Annotated in this window: 19 protein-coding genes; 2 read left to right on the top strand and 17 right to left on the bottom strand. The window is 38.2% G+C overall.

The window, feature by feature from the left end; translation table 11 throughout:
* Positions 1-394: 394 nt before the first annotated feature.
* Complete coding sequence (locus ACKVQX_RS13095; protein ID WP_156422313.1) at positions 395-1,468, bottom strand: P-loop NTPase; 1,074 nt, start codon at positions 1,466-1,468, stop codon at positions 395-397.
* Positions 1,469-1,655: 187 nt separating this feature from the next.
* Between ACKVQX_RS13095 and ACKVQX_RS13090 the strand changes: the two genes are divergently transcribed.
* Both ACKVQX_RS13090 and ACKVQX_RS13085 read left to right on the top strand, forming a co-directional pair.
* Positions 1,656-2,723 (top strand): acyltransferase family protein, encoded by a 1,068-nt coding sequence (locus ACKVQX_RS13090; protein ID WP_409136395.1) that lies wholly within the window; start codon positions 1,656-1,658, stop codon positions 2,721-2,723.
* Between the two features lie 10 nt (positions 2,724-2,733).
* Positions 2,734-3,174 carry a nucleoside deaminase gene (locus ACKVQX_RS13085; protein ID WP_409136394.1) on the top strand — a complete coding sequence of 147 codons (441 nt, stop codon included), beginning with the start codon at positions 2,734-2,736 and terminating at the stop codon, positions 3,172-3,174.
* 18 nt (positions 3,175-3,192) lie between these two features.
* Here the strand turns inward: ACKVQX_RS13085 and ACKVQX_RS13080 are convergent, their stop codons facing one another.
* The 16 genes from ACKVQX_RS13080 to rplO form a co-directional block, all read right to left on the bottom strand.
* Entirely contained in the window at positions 3,193-3,723 is a 531-nt protein-coding gene (locus ACKVQX_RS13080) for a GNAT family N-acetyltransferase (RefSeq protein ID WP_409136393.1), read from the bottom strand.
* 105 nt (positions 3,724-3,828) lie between these two features.
* Positions 3,829-4,221, bottom strand: coding sequence for a 30S ribosomal protein S9 (gene rpsI, locus ACKVQX_RS13075; RefSeq protein WP_068450183.1), 393 nt, complete (start codon positions 4,219-4,221; stop codon positions 3,829-3,831).
* A gap of 21 nt (positions 4,222-4,242) precedes the next feature.
* Complete coding sequence (gene rplM, locus ACKVQX_RS13070; RefSeq protein WP_068450181.1) at positions 4,243-4,680, bottom strand: 50S ribosomal protein L13; 438 nt, start codon at positions 4,678-4,680, stop codon at positions 4,243-4,245.
* Between the two features lie 175 nt (positions 4,681-4,855).
* Entirely contained in the window at positions 4,856-5,608 is a 753-nt protein-coding gene (gene truA, locus ACKVQX_RS13065) for a tRNA pseudouridine(38-40) synthase TruA (RefSeq protein ID WP_141275014.1), read from the bottom strand.
* 15 nt (positions 5,609-5,623) lie between these two features.
* Complete coding sequence (locus ACKVQX_RS13060) at positions 5,624-6,427, bottom strand: energy-coupling factor transporter transmembrane component T family protein (protein ID WP_409136392.1); 804 nt, start codon at positions 6,425-6,427, stop codon at positions 5,624-5,626.
* Entirely contained in the window at positions 6,424-7,296 is an 873-nt protein-coding gene (locus tag ACKVQX_RS13055; RefSeq protein ID WP_409136391.1) for an energy-coupling factor ABC transporter ATP-binding protein, read from the bottom strand. Before ACKVQX_RS13055 ends, ACKVQX_RS13060 begins: the two co-directional genes overlap by 4 nt.
* A complete protein-coding gene (locus ACKVQX_RS13050) occupies positions 7,272-8,117 on the bottom strand; it encodes an energy-coupling factor ABC transporter ATP-binding protein (RefSeq protein WP_068450173.1) in 846 nt (281 codons plus the stop codon). Before ACKVQX_RS13050 ends, ACKVQX_RS13055 begins: the two co-directional genes overlap by 25 nt.
* A 476-nt stretch (positions 8,118-8,593) precedes the next feature.
* Entirely contained in the window at positions 8,594-8,974 is a 381-nt protein-coding gene (rplQ, locus tag ACKVQX_RS13045) for a 50S ribosomal protein L17 (protein ID WP_068450171.1), read from the bottom strand.
* A 56-nt stretch (positions 8,975-9,030) separates the two neighbouring features.
* A complete protein-coding gene (locus tag ACKVQX_RS13040) occupies positions 9,031-9,975 on the bottom strand; it encodes a DNA-directed RNA polymerase subunit alpha (RefSeq protein WP_068450169.1) in 945 nt (314 codons plus the stop codon).
* Between the two features lie 125 nt (positions 9,976-10,100).
* Entirely contained in the window at positions 10,101-10,490 is a 390-nt protein-coding gene (gene rpsK / locus ACKVQX_RS13035) for a 30S ribosomal protein S11 (protein ID WP_068450167.1), read from the bottom strand.
* 26 nt (positions 10,491-10,516) lie between these two features.
* Positions 10,517-10,882 carry a 30S ribosomal protein S13 gene (rpsM, locus tag ACKVQX_RS13030; protein WP_068450165.1) on the bottom strand — a complete coding sequence of 122 codons (366 nt, stop codon included), beginning with the start codon at positions 10,880-10,882 and terminating at the stop codon, positions 10,517-10,519.
* Between the two features lie 24 nt (positions 10,883-10,906).
* Positions 10,907-11,020, bottom strand: coding sequence for a 50S ribosomal protein L36 (rpmJ, locus tag ACKVQX_RS13025; RefSeq protein WP_000868344.1), 114 nt, complete (start codon positions 11,018-11,020; stop codon positions 10,907-10,909).
* A 38-nt stretch (positions 11,021-11,058) separates the two neighbouring features.
* On the bottom strand, positions 11,059-11,277 hold the full coding sequence (gene infA / locus ACKVQX_RS13020) for a translation initiation factor IF-1 (RefSeq protein ID WP_038179110.1): 219 nt from the start codon (positions 11,275-11,277) through the stop codon (positions 11,059-11,061).
* A 456-nt stretch (positions 11,278-11,733) separates the two neighbouring features.
* On the bottom strand, positions 11,734-12,387 hold the full coding sequence (locus tag ACKVQX_RS13015; protein WP_068450164.1) for an adenylate kinase: 654 nt from the start codon (positions 12,385-12,387) through the stop codon (positions 11,734-11,736).
* 65 nt (positions 12,388-12,452) lie between these two features.
* The gene (gene secY, locus ACKVQX_RS13010) at positions 12,453-13,739 is read right to left on the bottom strand and encodes a preprotein translocase subunit SecY (RefSeq protein WP_068450162.1); all 1,287 of its coding nucleotides are present in this window, start codon (positions 13,737-13,739) and stop codon (positions 12,453-12,455) included.
* Positions 13,739-14,179: a 50S ribosomal protein L15 gene (rplO, locus tag ACKVQX_RS13005; protein WP_068450160.1), complete on the bottom strand. Its 441-nt coding sequence runs from the start codon at positions 14,177-14,179 to the stop codon at positions 13,739-13,741. The genes secY and rplO overlap by 1 nt, the downstream gene beginning before the upstream one ends.
* Positions 14,180-14,200 lie beyond the last annotated feature (21 nt).

Genomic DNA, 14,200 nt, shown 5'->3' with positions numbered 1-14,200 from the left:
GTTGTTTCGTCGTTTTCTTGTGACGACTTAAAATATCTTACCACATCTTCATTCAAGTTGTCAACAACTTTTTTAAAAATGTTTTTTAGTTATTTAAAGCGTCTTTATTAGCGACTCTTAATATTATAAATGTTTGTTATTTATAAGTCAACAACTTTTTTAAAGAAAGTTTTTCACAAGTTAAAGTGACTTGTTCGAACTGACTTTTACTACTATACGCGCAATTATTATGTAAGTCAATGCTTTTACGAAAAAAAGTTGAACAAAGGAAAAGAAATAGCATGAGAGAAAAGAAATAAGTGTTCTTTCTACTACGATAAAGAGTTTTATTATAAAGAAAAAATCGCGCCAAAGCGCGATTTCTAAATATCTATACACATCTATTCAAGCAATTTTACTGCTCTTGATCTAACTTATCTAAAGCATCAATTACTTTTTGAGCCATCTCTAAATATAATTGTCCTGTAGAATGATTCTTCGCATAAACCGAAGGAGCAAAGTCTTCTTCAAGGATATCTGGTTGGCCTAGTGGAATTTGCGCAAGTAACTCTGTACGTAATTCCTCTGCTAATTTAGGACCGCCGCCTTTACCGAATACATATTCCTTCTCACCCGATACATCTGATTGGAACCATGACATGTTTTCGACTACACCTAAAATGTGGTGTTCTGTTTTAATTGCCATTGCACCAGCACGAGCTGCTACAAATGCTGCTGTTGGATGTGGTGTTGTTACAACGATTTCATATGACTCTGGTAACATTTGGTGAATATCTAAAGCAACGTCGCCTGTGCCTGGAGGTAAATCTAATAGTAGATAATCTAATTCGCCCCACTCTACATCGCGGAAGAATTGATCTAATACTTTACCTAACATTGGTCCACGCCATACAACTGGTGCATTGTTTTCAACAAAGAATCCCATTGAAATCATTTTTACACCAAAGCGCTCTACTGGATAAATGCGATCTTCTTTAATGACAGGCATCGTTTGAACACCCATCATATCTGGAACACTAAATCCATAAATATCTGCATCAATTAAACCAACTTTTTTACCTTGGCGTGCTAGTGCTACTGCTAAGTTAACCGATACAGTTGATTTACCAACGCCTCCTTTACCAGATGCGATTGAGATAAATTTTGTTTTATTTAATGGTGAAAGCATACCTTGCGCTTCTGCTGCAGTTGCTTGTCCACGGAATTTTTCTAAAACGGATGCGTCTAACTCAGTGAAACGAATACCTACTGACTTTGCACCTGCTCCTTTTAAAACGTTTACAATTTCCATTTGAAGATTAAGTTGTTCAGGTGTACCTGTCTTTGCTACAGCAATTTTAACACTCACATGTTCTTTTTCTTCTTTGATTGTTACTTCAACAATGCCATCTGTTTCAGCTAATGTTTTATGTAGAAAAGGATCATGTAAAGCACCTACTAATTCACGAACTTGTTGTTCATTGATCACGTCTAACACTCCTTATTTATATAAATCAATATCAATTGTTAGTATAACATATTCATTTATAAAACTATTTATATTTTGCCCACATATTACTACATTACATTTATGTAAAAAAATAGGTTAAAACAACCTCTTTCATTCGAAGTTGTTTTATATTTAATGTAGAAAAGAATTTAGGAAGTAGGGTTCTATGCTAACTGAAAATAAAAGAATTTTCGTGTTTGATAACATCAAAGCTTTATTAATTGTGCTGGTTGTCATTGGTCATGCTACTGACTATTACACGAAAGAATCAGATGTAATGAGGATGTTTTTTATATACACATATCTATTTCATATGCCTTTATTTATCTTCATCGCAGGCTTATTTAGTAAATCTGCTATTTTAAAAGATACGTTCAAATTAGAAAAGGTTGCGAACTTTCTAATCTTATACTTACTATTGAAGATTTTATATTACTTCACTTTAAATACTTGGTTTGGAAATAAAAATTATTCAATCGATTTTTTAACTGAAGATGGTGTTCCATGGTTCATGTTCGCAATGGCTGCTTGGTTATGTATTGCACGTGCAGTTCGTAAAATACCTTACTGGATTACATTACCTACGTCTTTACTTATCGCGCTTGCAATTGGTTATACAGAAGCAGGCGATTTTTTAGTGCTATCACGCATCTTTGTCTTTTTACCATTCTTCCTATTAGGTCTATATATTAAATCAAAAGCTCTTGTTGAAGAACTACAATCGAAAACATTAAAAATTGTTTCAGTGGGCATTCTTTTAACAATAGCGATTGTAATCATGACACAGATTGAAAGAATCTATGCTTTTAGAAATATTCTAAGTGGTCGTAACTCCTATGATAAAGTACGTGGGTTAGAGCCTATAACAGATGACTTATTTGCTGCTGGAGCTTTTTTAAGACTTTTCGTATTTTTAATTACCGTTTCGATGTGTATTGCTATATTGGCATTAATGACGCATAAGCGTACATGGTTTACAGTATTAGGCGAACGTTCGATTGCTATTTACTTTTTCCACCGCTTCTTACTATTCATTTATCATCATTACGGTTTAAACGAACAACTTGAAAAGATTTTCCCAAACGCATGGCTTAGTATTTATCTATTCACATTCTTCGTCGTCGCTATTCTGCTCGCATGGAAACCATTTGAGATGATATTACGAACAATCGAGAAAAATATCGCAAAACTATTCCAACCGAAAGATACATTAGTGAGTAAAAAAACAATTTAGGAGAATTCGAATGGAACAAGATATTCTATTTTTACGAAAAGCCATTGAACTAGCAAAACAGGCAAAACAGGAAAAAGACGAACCATTCGGCGCACTACTCGTAAAGGATAGCGTAATAGTCGCTACAGGACAAAATTACGTAAAACGAAATCAGAACCCCATCGCACACGCTGAACTTGAAGCAATTTATACCTATTGCGCACAATCTGGAATGACAGATTTACAAGATTACACACTTTATAGTAGTTGTGAACCTTGTCCGATGTGTATGAGTGCGGCTATCTGGGCAAATGTTGGACGCATTGTTTACAGTGTTCCAGCAAAACAAGCAGCTGAAAAAATCGGCTCAATGTTTCAATTAAGTAGTGAAGATCTTGCTACACATAGTACCAACAAACCAAAATTAATTGGGCCATTACTTCAAGATGAAGGTATTCGAGTATTTGAATAAACGAAAAAAGAGCAGTTGCTACTCTAAAGCTCTGCTCTTTTTATATTCATCTGCTAAAATCGCATAATAAAATTCATCCCACCAACCATCAGCAGTTGGAATACACTGCTTAAACAATCCTTCTTTTCGCATACCCATCTTCTCCATAATCCGCCATGATGCGATATTTTCTGGCTGACATGTCGCAACAATCCGGTGTAAATCTAATTCAGTAAACCCATATTGAATCATTGCCTCAGCTGCTTCAGAAGCATATCCCTTACCTGTATAACAAGGATTCATCACCCATCCAATTTCATATGTATGCGTTCCAAAGTAAGGCTCAAAAAATAGATGACCTATTAATTGATTCGATGACTTCTCGATGATTGGAAAATACCTTGCCTTCTCTCCCTTATTTTCTAAGACAAAGCGTTTCGCATCCTCTTTTGAAAAAACACCTTCTGGTATATAGTGCATCACATCCACTTGAGATGTATACGCATATACTGCTTCCCAGTCTTCTTCTTTAAATAAACGAAGTATCACTCTCTCTGTTTGAATGTACATCTATATCTCCCCCTTTCTCTCACAATACAAATCTCTGTAAAAAAATACAAACAAAAAAGCCACTCCACAAAAGTGAAGTGACTTTTTGAATCGTAAATTGAATGATTAACGTTTTGAGAACTGAGGTGCACGACGAGCGCCGCGTAAACCTGGTTTTTTACGTTCTTTCATACGAGGGTCACGAGTAAGTAATCCTGCTGATTTAAGAGCTGGACGGAAATCAGGGTCAACAGTTAGTAACGCACGAGCGATACCGTGGCGAATAGCGCCAGCTTGACCTGTGAATCCACCACCGTTCACGTTAACGTGAACATCATAGCTACCTAGAGTTTCTGTAGCTACTAATGGTTGTTTAATAACTTCGCGTAAAGATGCGAATGGGACGTAGTTTTCAACGTCGCGGTTGTTGATAACGATTTTACCTTCGCCTGGTACTAAACGTACGCGGGCAGTAGAGCTTTTACGACGACCTGTGCCGATATATTGAACTTGTGCCAAGGGAATATCCTCCTCTATTAATTATCCGCGAAGCTCGTAAGCTTCTGGTTTTTGTGCTGCATGTGGGTGTTCTGCACCTGTGTAAACGTGAAGTTTACCGAACATTTGACGACCTAAAGAGTTTTTAGGAAGCATGCCTTTTACTGCTAGTTCCAACATTTGAGTTGGGTATTTTTCTTTCATTTCGCCAGCAGTACGAGTTTTTAAACCACCTGCAAATTGCGTGTGACGGTAGTAAATTTTACCTTGTAATTTATTACCTGTTAACTCGATTTTTTCAGCGTTGATGATGATTACATGATCACCTGTATCAACGTTTGGTGTGAATGTTGGTTTGTTTTTACCACGTAAAATAGCAGCTACTTCTGAAGCTAAGCGACCAAGAGTTTGGCCTTCAGCATCTACAACTAACCATTTACGTTCTACTTCGTGACCTTTAGCCATGAATGTTGTACGCATTTTAGTATCCTCCTACTAACTAATTGTTCTATAGTTCTGTTCCAATTGTTTTCTTTATCCTCAAAAGCTAAGATTCGGGGCTTATCTTGTGGGGTAATGAAAATACCATACGTTATCTTATAATAAAAAACAATGAAAGTCAAGTGCTTTAAGTAAAACACCAGGTGATGTTGTTTCACTGTGGATAATGAACTTTTTCAAGGTATAAACCCTGTGCTGGCGCGGTTTTACCGGCTTTCGAACGGTCCATCGAAGCAATGGTGGCAGATAATGTATTCACATCTCTTTTACCAATACCTACTTCCCATAATGTACCCGCAATAATGCGCACCATGTTATATAAAAAGCCATTCCCCTCAATGGTCATATGCAATTCCTCATCATGCCATTCAAAGTTAATTGCATGCACTGTACGTACTTTATCTTTTACTCCTGTATTTGCTGCACAAAAACAAGAAAAGTCATGTGTACCCAAAATATACTGTGCCGCTTCTTTCATTAAAGTCACATCTGGTTTCACCCCATTGGTGGGTGTTGCATAAAAACGTCGAAATGGATTTTGAATCTTTTCACAAGACCAAATATAGCGATAACGTTTTCCACTCACACCATAGCGCGCGTGAAAATCATCTGCTACTTCCTCTATTTCTAACACACGAATATCTCGTGGTAATTGAACGTTTAATGCGTGTGCATAACGATCAAGGGGAATGGATAAAGTCGTATCAAAGTGTAGTACTTGACCAGTTGCATGTACACGAGCATCTGTACGACCACTCGCTACTACATGCACGATTTCATCACTCTTATGCATCGCTGTCAGTACTTTCTCAATTTCTTCTTGGACTGTTCGCTGTTGAGGCTGAACCTGATATCCTGCGAAATTTGTACCGTCATATGCAATTGTAGCTTTCATTCTTCTTTTCATCGTTATGCAAGTCTCCTAATAATAAATTCTTAAATAAATTAAAATGGCTGCTAATACTACAAATACAACCATCGCAATTGTATCACGCCCCGTCCATTTCAACTGACGATAACGCGTTCTTCCTTCACCACCACGATAGCCTCTTACCTCCATCGCTGTAGCTAAGTCCTCTGCTCGTTTAAATGCACTAACGAACAATGGAATCAATAATGGTACAACTGCTTTAATACGCTCTTTAATCGACCCTGACGTTACATCTGAACCTCGTGCCATCTGTGCTTTCATAATTTTATCTGTTTCATCCATTAATGTTGGAATAAAACGTAGCGCAATCGACATCATCAATGCTAATTCATGCACAGGTACTTTAATTTTCTTTAATGGATTCAGCAATGTCTCTAAACCATCTGTAATCGAAATAGGCGATGTTGTTAAAGTTAAGATGGATGTAACAAATACTAAAACTAAGAATCGAATCGAAATAAAAATCCCTTGTTTCAATCCTTCTTCATAAATCTTCACAAAACCAATCTCAACTAATAAATCGCCACCTTTTGTAAAGAATACATGGAGTAAAAAGGTGAAAATCATCAAAATTAAGACCGGCTTCAACCCATTAATTAAAAAGTACAAACGAATACGTGATACAAAGACAATAAAGAAAGTAAATACAACAAGTGCAATATAAGCTGGAATGTTATTTGCCACGAATACAACAAAGATGAAAGCAAAAACAAAAATCAATTTTGCACGCGGGTCCATCTTATGTACAAATGAATCCCCTGGAATAAATCGTCCGAAAATCATTTTTTCCATCATGATTGATCACGCTCCTCACGTACAAGCTGACCAATCTCTTTTGCTAACTCTTCTTCAGTTAGACATAGCGTATTCAACTTTCGTCCAATTTTCGCCTCTAATTGCTTTTGAAATTGAATAATGTGTGGTACTTCCAAACGATAAGCAGCGAGCTTCTCTGCATCACTAAATACTTCTCTCGGTGTACCATGTAATACGCTCTCCCCGTCATACATAATTGTAATCGCATCTGCATAACGTGCTGCATCTTCCATGCTATGTGTCACAAGAATCATCGTTAGATTCTTCTCATGGTGTAGACGATTGAATAACTCCATAATTTCTTGGCGACCACGAGGATCAAGTCCTGCTGTTGGCTCATCCAACACAATAACTTCTGGGTCCATCGCTAACACACCTGCAATCGCAATACGACGCATTTGACCACCCGACAAATCAAATGGTGACTTTTCTAATATCGCTGGTGGCAAGCCCACTACTTCAATTAATTGACGTGCGCGCTGTTCTGCTTCTTGCTCTGGAACACCAAAGTTCATCGGACCAAAACAAATATCTTTCAAAACCGTTTCTTCAAACAGTTGATGTTCAGGAAATTGAAACACGATCCCTACTTTTTGACGTACAGCACGTAAATCTTTTTCTTTCTTACCTGCCACAATCGTCTTTTCACCAATTTGAATTTGCCCTTCAGTTGGTTTTAAAAGCGCATTTAAATGTTGTAGAACCGTTGATTTACCCGATCCTGTATGACCAATAATCGCGTGGAAAGTGCCATTTTCAATCGCAATATTCACATCATGTAATGCTCGCTTTTCAAAAGGCGTATTTTGAGCGTATGAAAAACCTACTTCTTGAAGTTTGATATCCATAGATCTTCCACCAACTCTCTCTCCGACATATGTGTTCCTTCTAACGAAACACCTTCCTGCATTAATAGATGAGCCATCTTCATTGAGAATGGTAAATCTAATCCCAATGCGATCAACTGCTCACCCAATGCAAAAATCTCTGAAGGTTTTCCTTCTGCAAACTTCTCACCTTGATTCATGAATAAAAGACGGTCTGCTAAAATCGCTTCTTCTAAATCATGTGTAATTGATAAAACCGTCAAACCGGTTTCTTCTCTTAATGTACGAACTGTATCTAAAACTTCTTGTCGCCCTTGTGGATCTAACATCGAAGTCGCTTCATCTAAAATTAATAATTTCGGTCTTAATGCTAACGCACCCGCAATCGCGACACGCTGCTTTTGACCACCAGATAAATGTTGTGGTTCATGATTCATGAAACCCGACATTTTTACTTGCTCTAACGCCTGCTCAACTCGACTCACCATATCTTCATATGGTACCCCATTATTTTCTAACGCAAAAGCAACGTCATCTTGTACAGTTGCTCCAACAAATTGATTATCTGGATTTTGAAAAACCATGCCCAGTTGTGAACGAATCGACCATAGATTTTCTTCGTTCATTGGCATACCAAAAATTTCTACTGTTCCTTCTTGCGGAAACAATAAACCATTCATGATTTTGGCAATCGTCGATTTACCCGACCCATTATGACCAACAATGGCAATCCATTCGCCTTGTTCTACAGAAAATGAAACATCTTCTACAGCATTTTTCACTTCTGGCTGCTCCAGATCATATGTGAATGTTATGTTTTGTAAAGATAAAATCTCCGTCATATGACCATCTCCTCGTGCTAGTTTACTAAGCTCTGCTCATCTCTTTACGTTACACTGTTTTCTCTTTAAATGCTAGACAGAATTTTCTATGTATAAATAAACGAGGCTACCTAAAAGCCTCCGTAAGACGTCCTTCTCGAACTGTTAAGATGAAAAAACTTATGTTATAAGATTTTTGTCATTCAACTCAAAAAAACGTGCAACTTGGAAGTTTTTAAATAGCCTCGTGCATTAATGCAATAAAAAAGCGCGCACCCCATTCAAGAGAAATGCGCAATAATCGAATATTCTCACCTTCTAAGGTTGCTCAGACCTTAGAGTGAATGGGGTGCGTAGAGCTAAACGAGACAGCACTTATGTCCGCTCATCATAACGCTCGGCTTTTAAATTTGTCGTATAAATCTTGTTTTTATAAAAAAGAGGGTGCAAAGTTCATTTGCGTGAACAAGTACACCCTCCATCGCATTTCGCAATGATTAAACTAGTTCAATCACAACTACAGGCGCACCGTCACCACGGCGAGGTCCCATTTTCATAATGCGAGTATAACCGCCTTGACGGTCAGCGTAGCGTGGTGCTACATCATCAAACAATTTTTGTAATGCAAAAACTGTTGATTCATTACCTTCAGCGTCAGTGATTGTAGCCACTTCACGACGAATGTATGCTGCCGCTTGACGACGAGCATGTAAATCACCGCGTTTACCTAAAGTAATCATTTTTTCTACAACCGAGCGTAATTCTTTCGCACGCGTTTCAGTTGTTTGAATACGTTCGTTAATGATTAAGTCAGTTGCTAAATCACGTAACATCGCTTTACGTTGAGAACTTGTACGTCCAAGTTTTCTGTAACCCATGGATGTTTCCCTCCTTCGTTCAATTACTGATCATACATTTTTTTATATAAAATCGCTTAGTCTTCTTCTCGTAATCCTAAACCAAGCTCTTCTAACTTAGCTTTTACTTCTTCAAGTGATTTACGACCTAAGTTGCGAACTTTCATCATATCATCCTCAGACTTGTTAGCAAGTTCAAGAACAGTATTGATACCAGCACGTTTTAGGCAGTTGTAAGAACGAACAGAAAGATCAAGCTCTTCGATAGTCATCTCTAATACTTTTTCTTTTTGATCTTCTTCTTTTTCAACCATGATTTCAGCTGTTTTAGCTTCATCAGTTAAACCAACGAAGATATTTAGATGCTCGGTTAAAATTTTTGCTCCGAGCGAAATCGCCTCTTTAGGACCGATGCTGCCATCTGTCCACACATCTAGTGAAAGTTTGTCGAAATCAGACGATTGTCCAACACGAGTATTCTCCACAGTGAAGTTGACGCGTGAAACTGGAGTGTAAATAGAGTCGATCGGGATAACGCCGATAGGAAGATCCTCGCGTTTGTTTTGATCAGCTGGAGTGTATCCACGTCCACGTTGTGCGTGCATACGCATGCGCAAATGACCGTTTTTAGCAACAGTTGCGATATATAGATCTGGGTTTAACACTTCCACATCACTGTCATGCATGATGTCAGCAGCTGTGATAACACCTTCGCCTGCAAAATCAATTTCAATAACTTTTTCTTCGTCAGAGTAAATTTTTAATGCAAGTTTCTTTAAATTCAAAATGATTGAAGCAACATCTTCAACTACACCCTCAATAGTAGAGAACTCGTGAAGTACGCCGTCAATTTGAATAGAAGTTACAGCAGCGCCTGGTAAAGAAGACAGCAGAATGCGACGTAGTGAATTACCCAAAGTAGTACCATAACCACGTTCAAGTGGCTCTACAACAAATTTGCCATATTTAAGGTCATTACTGATCTCAACGGTTTCAATCTTTGGTTTTTCAATTTCGATCATTCAATTTACCCTCCTTAAAAACATCGAATATATATCTATTTCAACATAAAATCAAATGTCAATCAATCTTTACGATATTAAATATATGTGTACATTAAATCTAGTCGACAAGACAAGAAACTTAATTATACGCGACGACGTTTTGGTGGGCGGCAACCATTATGAGGAACTGGAGTTACGTCTTTAATAGCTGTAACTTCTAAACCTGCAGCTTGAAGTGCACGAATAGCAGCTTCACGACCTGCACCAGGACCTTTAACAGTTACTTCTAATGTTTTTAAACCGTGTTCCATTGCAGTTTTAGCAGCAGTTTCAGCAGCCATTTGAGAAGCGAATGGAGTAGATTTACGTGATCCACGGAAACCTAATGCACCAGCAGAAGACCAAGAAATAGCGTTACCTTGTACATCTGTGATGGTTACGATTGTATTATTAAATGTAGAACGGATGTGAGCGATACCAGATTCGATATTCTTTTTCACACGACGTTTACGTGATTGTTGTTTACGTACCATGTTAAGAAGAAACCTCCTTTACTTAATTATTTTTTCTTGTTCGCAACAGTTTTACGAGGACCTTTACGCGTACGCGCATTGTTCTTCGTATTTTGTCCACGAACTGGTAAACCACGACGGTGACGGATACCGCGGAATGAAGCGATCTCCATTAGACGTTTGATGTTAAGTGAGATTTCGCGACGTAAGTCACCCTCTACTTTATACTTGTCTAATTGTTCACGGATTTGGTTTAATTGATCTTCAGTTAGATCTTTTACACGAGTATCTTCTGAAACACCTGCGTCTGCAAGAACTTGTTTAGCAGTTGTGTTACCGATACCGTAAATGTATGTTAATGAAATTACAACGCGTTTTTCGCGTGGAATGTCAACACCAGCAATACGTGCCATGTACGATGTGCACCTCCTTTAGAATTATCCTTGTTTTTGTTTGTGTTTAGGATTTTCACAGATTACCATTACTTTACCGCGTCGACGAATAACTTTACATTTTTCGCAGATCGGTTTTACTGATGGTCTTACTTTCATCTTAACCTAACCTCCTTAGTGGTCCGGAGTGCAAAAGATTATTTAAAACGGTATGTGATACGACCGCGTGTTAAGTCATACGGAGATAATTCAATTGTAACTTTATCTCCAGGTAAAATACGGATAAAGTGCATACGGATTTTGCCAGATACATGAGCTAGCACTGTATGACCATTTTCTAATTCTACCTTAAACATCGCGTTTGGCAAAGTTTCAACAACTGTACCTTCGATTTCAATTACATCGTCTTTCGCCATCGAGCCTGTCTCCCTTCTATATGCAATTCAGGTTCTCATCGTCAAATTCAAACGGAATTTGCTGCAAGCTTCATCTTAAACAAGATAATTCGCATCAACAATGGTTTGGTTTATGAGGATGTTCGAAAGACGTTCATCAGGTTTCGCATCTCATAATCCCAGGATAATATGTCCCCGGAGAACCTTGTATCCCTTCATGTCAACACGATCACCCGGAATGTCCTAGATGAGATCCTGCATACCTGTTAAAAACAGATACTTTTCACGAAACCCATTATACCCTGTTCGAATACTGATTGCATCTAGGAAAAAGGGTATCCTTTAAACGAAACAATCCATTCTTCAGTGCATAGACCGGGCACAATATGCTTTTGCAGCTCTCGAAAATTAACTTTCCGTTGTGCCACCGCATACTACCTTGCCTCAGCAAAATCAATGCGCCCGAGACACGGGTTATTAGTTGCGGCTGCTCTGTAAAAGAGCGTCTACATCAGCAAACACTTTACCGATTTCTTGATCGCCATTAATGTTTGTTAAAACATTTTTAGCAGCGTAGAAATCTAATAATGGTTGTGATTGCTTAATATTTACTTCCAGACGGTTATTAACTGTCTCTGGATTATCGTCTGCTCTTTGATAAAGTTCTCCTCCATCTTTATCACATTTTCCTTCCTCTTTTGGAGGGTTGAAAATTAAATGATAAGATGAACCACATACTTTACAGATACGACGACCTGTTAAACGTTTAACCAGATCTTCTTTAGCTACTTCAATATTTACCACATGTTCAATTGATTTACCTAAATCAGCTAGAATTGCATCTAGTGCTTCAGCTTGCTCAATTGTACGTGGGAAACCATCAAGTAGGAATCCTTGGTTACAATCAGGTTGGCTTAAGCGCTCGCGAACGATACCAATCGTTACTTCATCCGGAACTAAAGAACCGTTATCCATAAACGATTTCGCTTGTAAGCCTAATTCCGTACCGTTACTAATAGCTGCACGGAACATATCGCCTGTAGAAATATGAGGGATATCGTACTTCTCAACAATTTTGTCTGCTTGAGTACCTTTACCAGCACCAGGCAAACCCATTAAAACGATATTCATACGGTGAGCCCCCTCTTTCAATTATGATGGTTCAAAGGAACGAAAACGCCCCTGAAAACCAACTTTTATTTCATAAAACCTTTGTAGTGACGTTTTACTAACTGTGATTCAAGTTGTTTCATTGTTTCGAGTGCAACACCCACAACGATGATTAAACTTGTACCGCCAATTTGAGCCGACTGCGGAAGATTAGCGATATTTACGAATAAAATCGGTAAAATTGCCACAACTGACAGATAAATAGCCCCAACAAAAGTTAAGCGATATAAGACACTTGTTAAATAACTTTCAGTACTTTTACCTGGGCGAATACCCGGGATATAAGCACCTTGTTTTTTCAAGTTGTCCGCTACTTTTTCCGGATTCACTTGTACGAAAGCATAGAAGTACGTAAATGCAACAATCAATGCAACGTAGATAATCATACCAACTGGTTTTGAATAATCAAAAGTGTTTTGGATAAAGATAGCTACTTTCCCATCACCGAAGAAACTAGCCAATGTTCTAGGTGTTACGATGAACGCAACCGCAAAGATTACTGGAATAACGCCGGCAGCGTTAACTTTCAATGGTAAATGAGATTGTTGTGCTCCACGATTAGCACTTGTGCCTTTTGCATATTGAATTGGAATTTTACGATCCGCTTGTTGGAAGTAAATGATTCCGACAATAATAAGAAGAGCTGCAAGAGCAATCAGTACGACTTTGATAATGTTGATGAACATTTGATCACCAGCATTTTCAAATTCTTGAGCATAAATTTGGTTCACTGTTGTTGGTAAAGCGGCTACGATACCTGCGAAGATAATGATTGAAACACCATTACCAACACCTTTATCAGTAATTTGCTCACCTAACCATAAAAGAAATGCTGTACCAGCAGTTAACACAATAGCAATTGTAAAGTAAGTTAGGAAACCTTCACCTTGAATCAATTCCCCACCGTACATACGGTTGAAACCGTAAGACATGGCGATTGATTGGATGAATGCAAGAATAATAGCAAAGTAACGAGTAAATTGCGCACTTTTCTTACGTCCTGCCTCACCTTGTTTTGACCACTCTGTAAACTTCTTAACAACGTCCATTTGCAACAGCTGTACGATGATCGATGCCGTAATGTAAGGCATAATCCCCATCGCAAAGATTGAGAAGTTTTGTAAGGCTCCTCCACCGAATGTATTTAAAAAGCCGACAAGACTATATTGGTCTGTTTGCTTTAATACGTCAGCGTTCACATTTGGCACTGGCACAAATGTTCCAATACGGAACACTACCAGCATCAAAAGTGTAAAGATGATTTTATTTCGAATATCTCTCACACGTAAAAAGCTCGAGATTGTCTGAAACATTAAATCACCTCAATGTTCCCGCCCGCATTTTCGATTGCTTCTTTTGCTGAAGCTGAGAATTTGTGGGCTTTAATAGAAAGCTTTTTATCAAGTGATCCATTACCTAGGATTTTGATACCAGATTTTTCATTGCCTACAACACCAGATTCGATAAGTAAAGCTGGTGTAACTTCTGTACCTTCTTCAAAACGGTTTAACGCATCAAGGTTCACGATAGCGAACTCTTTACGGTTAATGTTTGTGAAGCCGCGTTTTGGTAAACGACGGAATAAAGGGTTTTGACCACCTTCAAAGCCCGGACGAACGCCGCCGCCAGAACGTGCTTTTTGACCTTTATGACCACGACCAGAAGTTTTACCGTTACCAGTCGCGATACCACGACCTACACGGTTACGTTCTTTACGTGAACCAGCAGTTGGTTGTAACTCATGAAGTTTCATTATTAGATGGCACCTCCTTAT

The organism is Kurthia sp. ISK08, assembly GCF_046159805.1.
GTDB classification, from domain to species: domain Bacteria; phylum Bacillota; class Bacilli; order Bacillales_A; family Planococcaceae; genus Kurthia; species Kurthia gibsonii.
Note: the sequence above shows the minus strand (reverse complement) of the source record. Positions and strands in the feature narration are given on the sequence as shown.

What these genes read in the sequence shown, in the direction of transcription:
- ACKVQX_RS13090 (WP_409136395.1), top strand. Translation starts at nt 1,656, where the DNA reads ATGCTAACTGAAAATAAAAGAATTTTCGTGTTTGATAACATCAAAGCT.
- ACKVQX_RS13085 (WP_409136394.1), top strand. Translation starts at nt 2,734, where the DNA reads ATGGAACAAGATATTCTATTTTTACGAAAAGCCATTGAACTAGCAAAA.
- ACKVQX_RS13080 (WP_409136393.1), bottom strand. Translation starts at nt 3,723, where the DNA reads ATGTACATTCAAACAGAGAGAGTGATACTTCGTTTATTTAAAGAAGAA.
- rplM (WP_068450181.1), bottom strand. Translation starts at nt 4,680, where the DNA reads ATGCGTACAACATTCATGGCTAAAGGTCACGAAGTAGAACGTAAATGG.
- truA (WP_141275014.1), bottom strand. Translation starts at nt 5,608, where the DNA reads ATGAAAAGAAGAATGAAAGCTACAATTGCATATGACGGTACAAATTTC.
- ACKVQX_RS13060 (WP_409136392.1), bottom strand. Translation starts at nt 6,427, where the DNA reads ATGATGGAAAAAATGATTTTCGGACGATTTATTCCAGGGGATTCATTT.
- ACKVQX_RS13055 (WP_409136391.1), bottom strand. Translation starts at nt 7,296, where the DNA reads ATGGATATCAAACTTCAAGAAGTAGGTTTTTCATACGCTCAAAATACG.
- ACKVQX_RS13050 (WP_068450173.1), bottom strand. Translation starts at nt 8,117, where the DNA reads ATGACGGAGATTTTATCTTTACAAAACATAACATTCACATATGATCTG.
- rplQ (WP_068450171.1), bottom strand. Translation starts at nt 8,974, where the DNA reads ATGGGTTACAGAAAACTTGGACGTACAAGTTCTCAACGTAAAGCGATG.
- ACKVQX_RS13040 (WP_068450169.1), bottom strand. Translation starts at nt 9,975, where the DNA reads ATGATCGAAATTGAAAAACCAAAGATTGAAACCGTTGAGATCAGTAAT.
- rpsK (WP_068450167.1), bottom strand. Translation starts at nt 10,490, where the DNA reads ATGGTACGTAAACAACAATCACGTAAACGTCGTGTGAAAAAGAATATC.
- rpsM (WP_068450165.1), bottom strand. Translation starts at nt 10,882, where the DNA reads ATGGCACGTATTGCTGGTGTTGACATTCCACGCGAAAAACGCGTTGTA.
- rpmJ (WP_000868344.1), bottom strand. Translation starts at nt 11,020, where the DNA reads ATGAAAGTAAGACCATCAGTAAAACCGATCTGCGAAAAATGTAAAGTT.
- infA (WP_038179110.1), bottom strand. Translation starts at nt 11,277, where the DNA reads ATGGCGAAAGACGATGTAATTGAAATCGAAGGTACAGTTGTTGAAACT.
- ACKVQX_RS13015 (WP_068450164.1), bottom strand. Translation starts at nt 12,387, where the DNA reads ATGAATATCGTTTTAATGGGTTTGCCTGGTGCTGGTAAAGGTACTCAA.
- secY (WP_068450162.1), bottom strand. Translation starts at nt 13,739, where the DNA reads ATGTTTCAGACAATCTCGAGCTTTTTACGTGTGAGAGATATTCGAAAT.
- rplO (WP_068450160.1), bottom strand. Translation starts at nt 14,179, where the DNA reads ATGAAACTTCATGAGTTACAACCAACTGCTGGTTCACGTAAAGAACGT.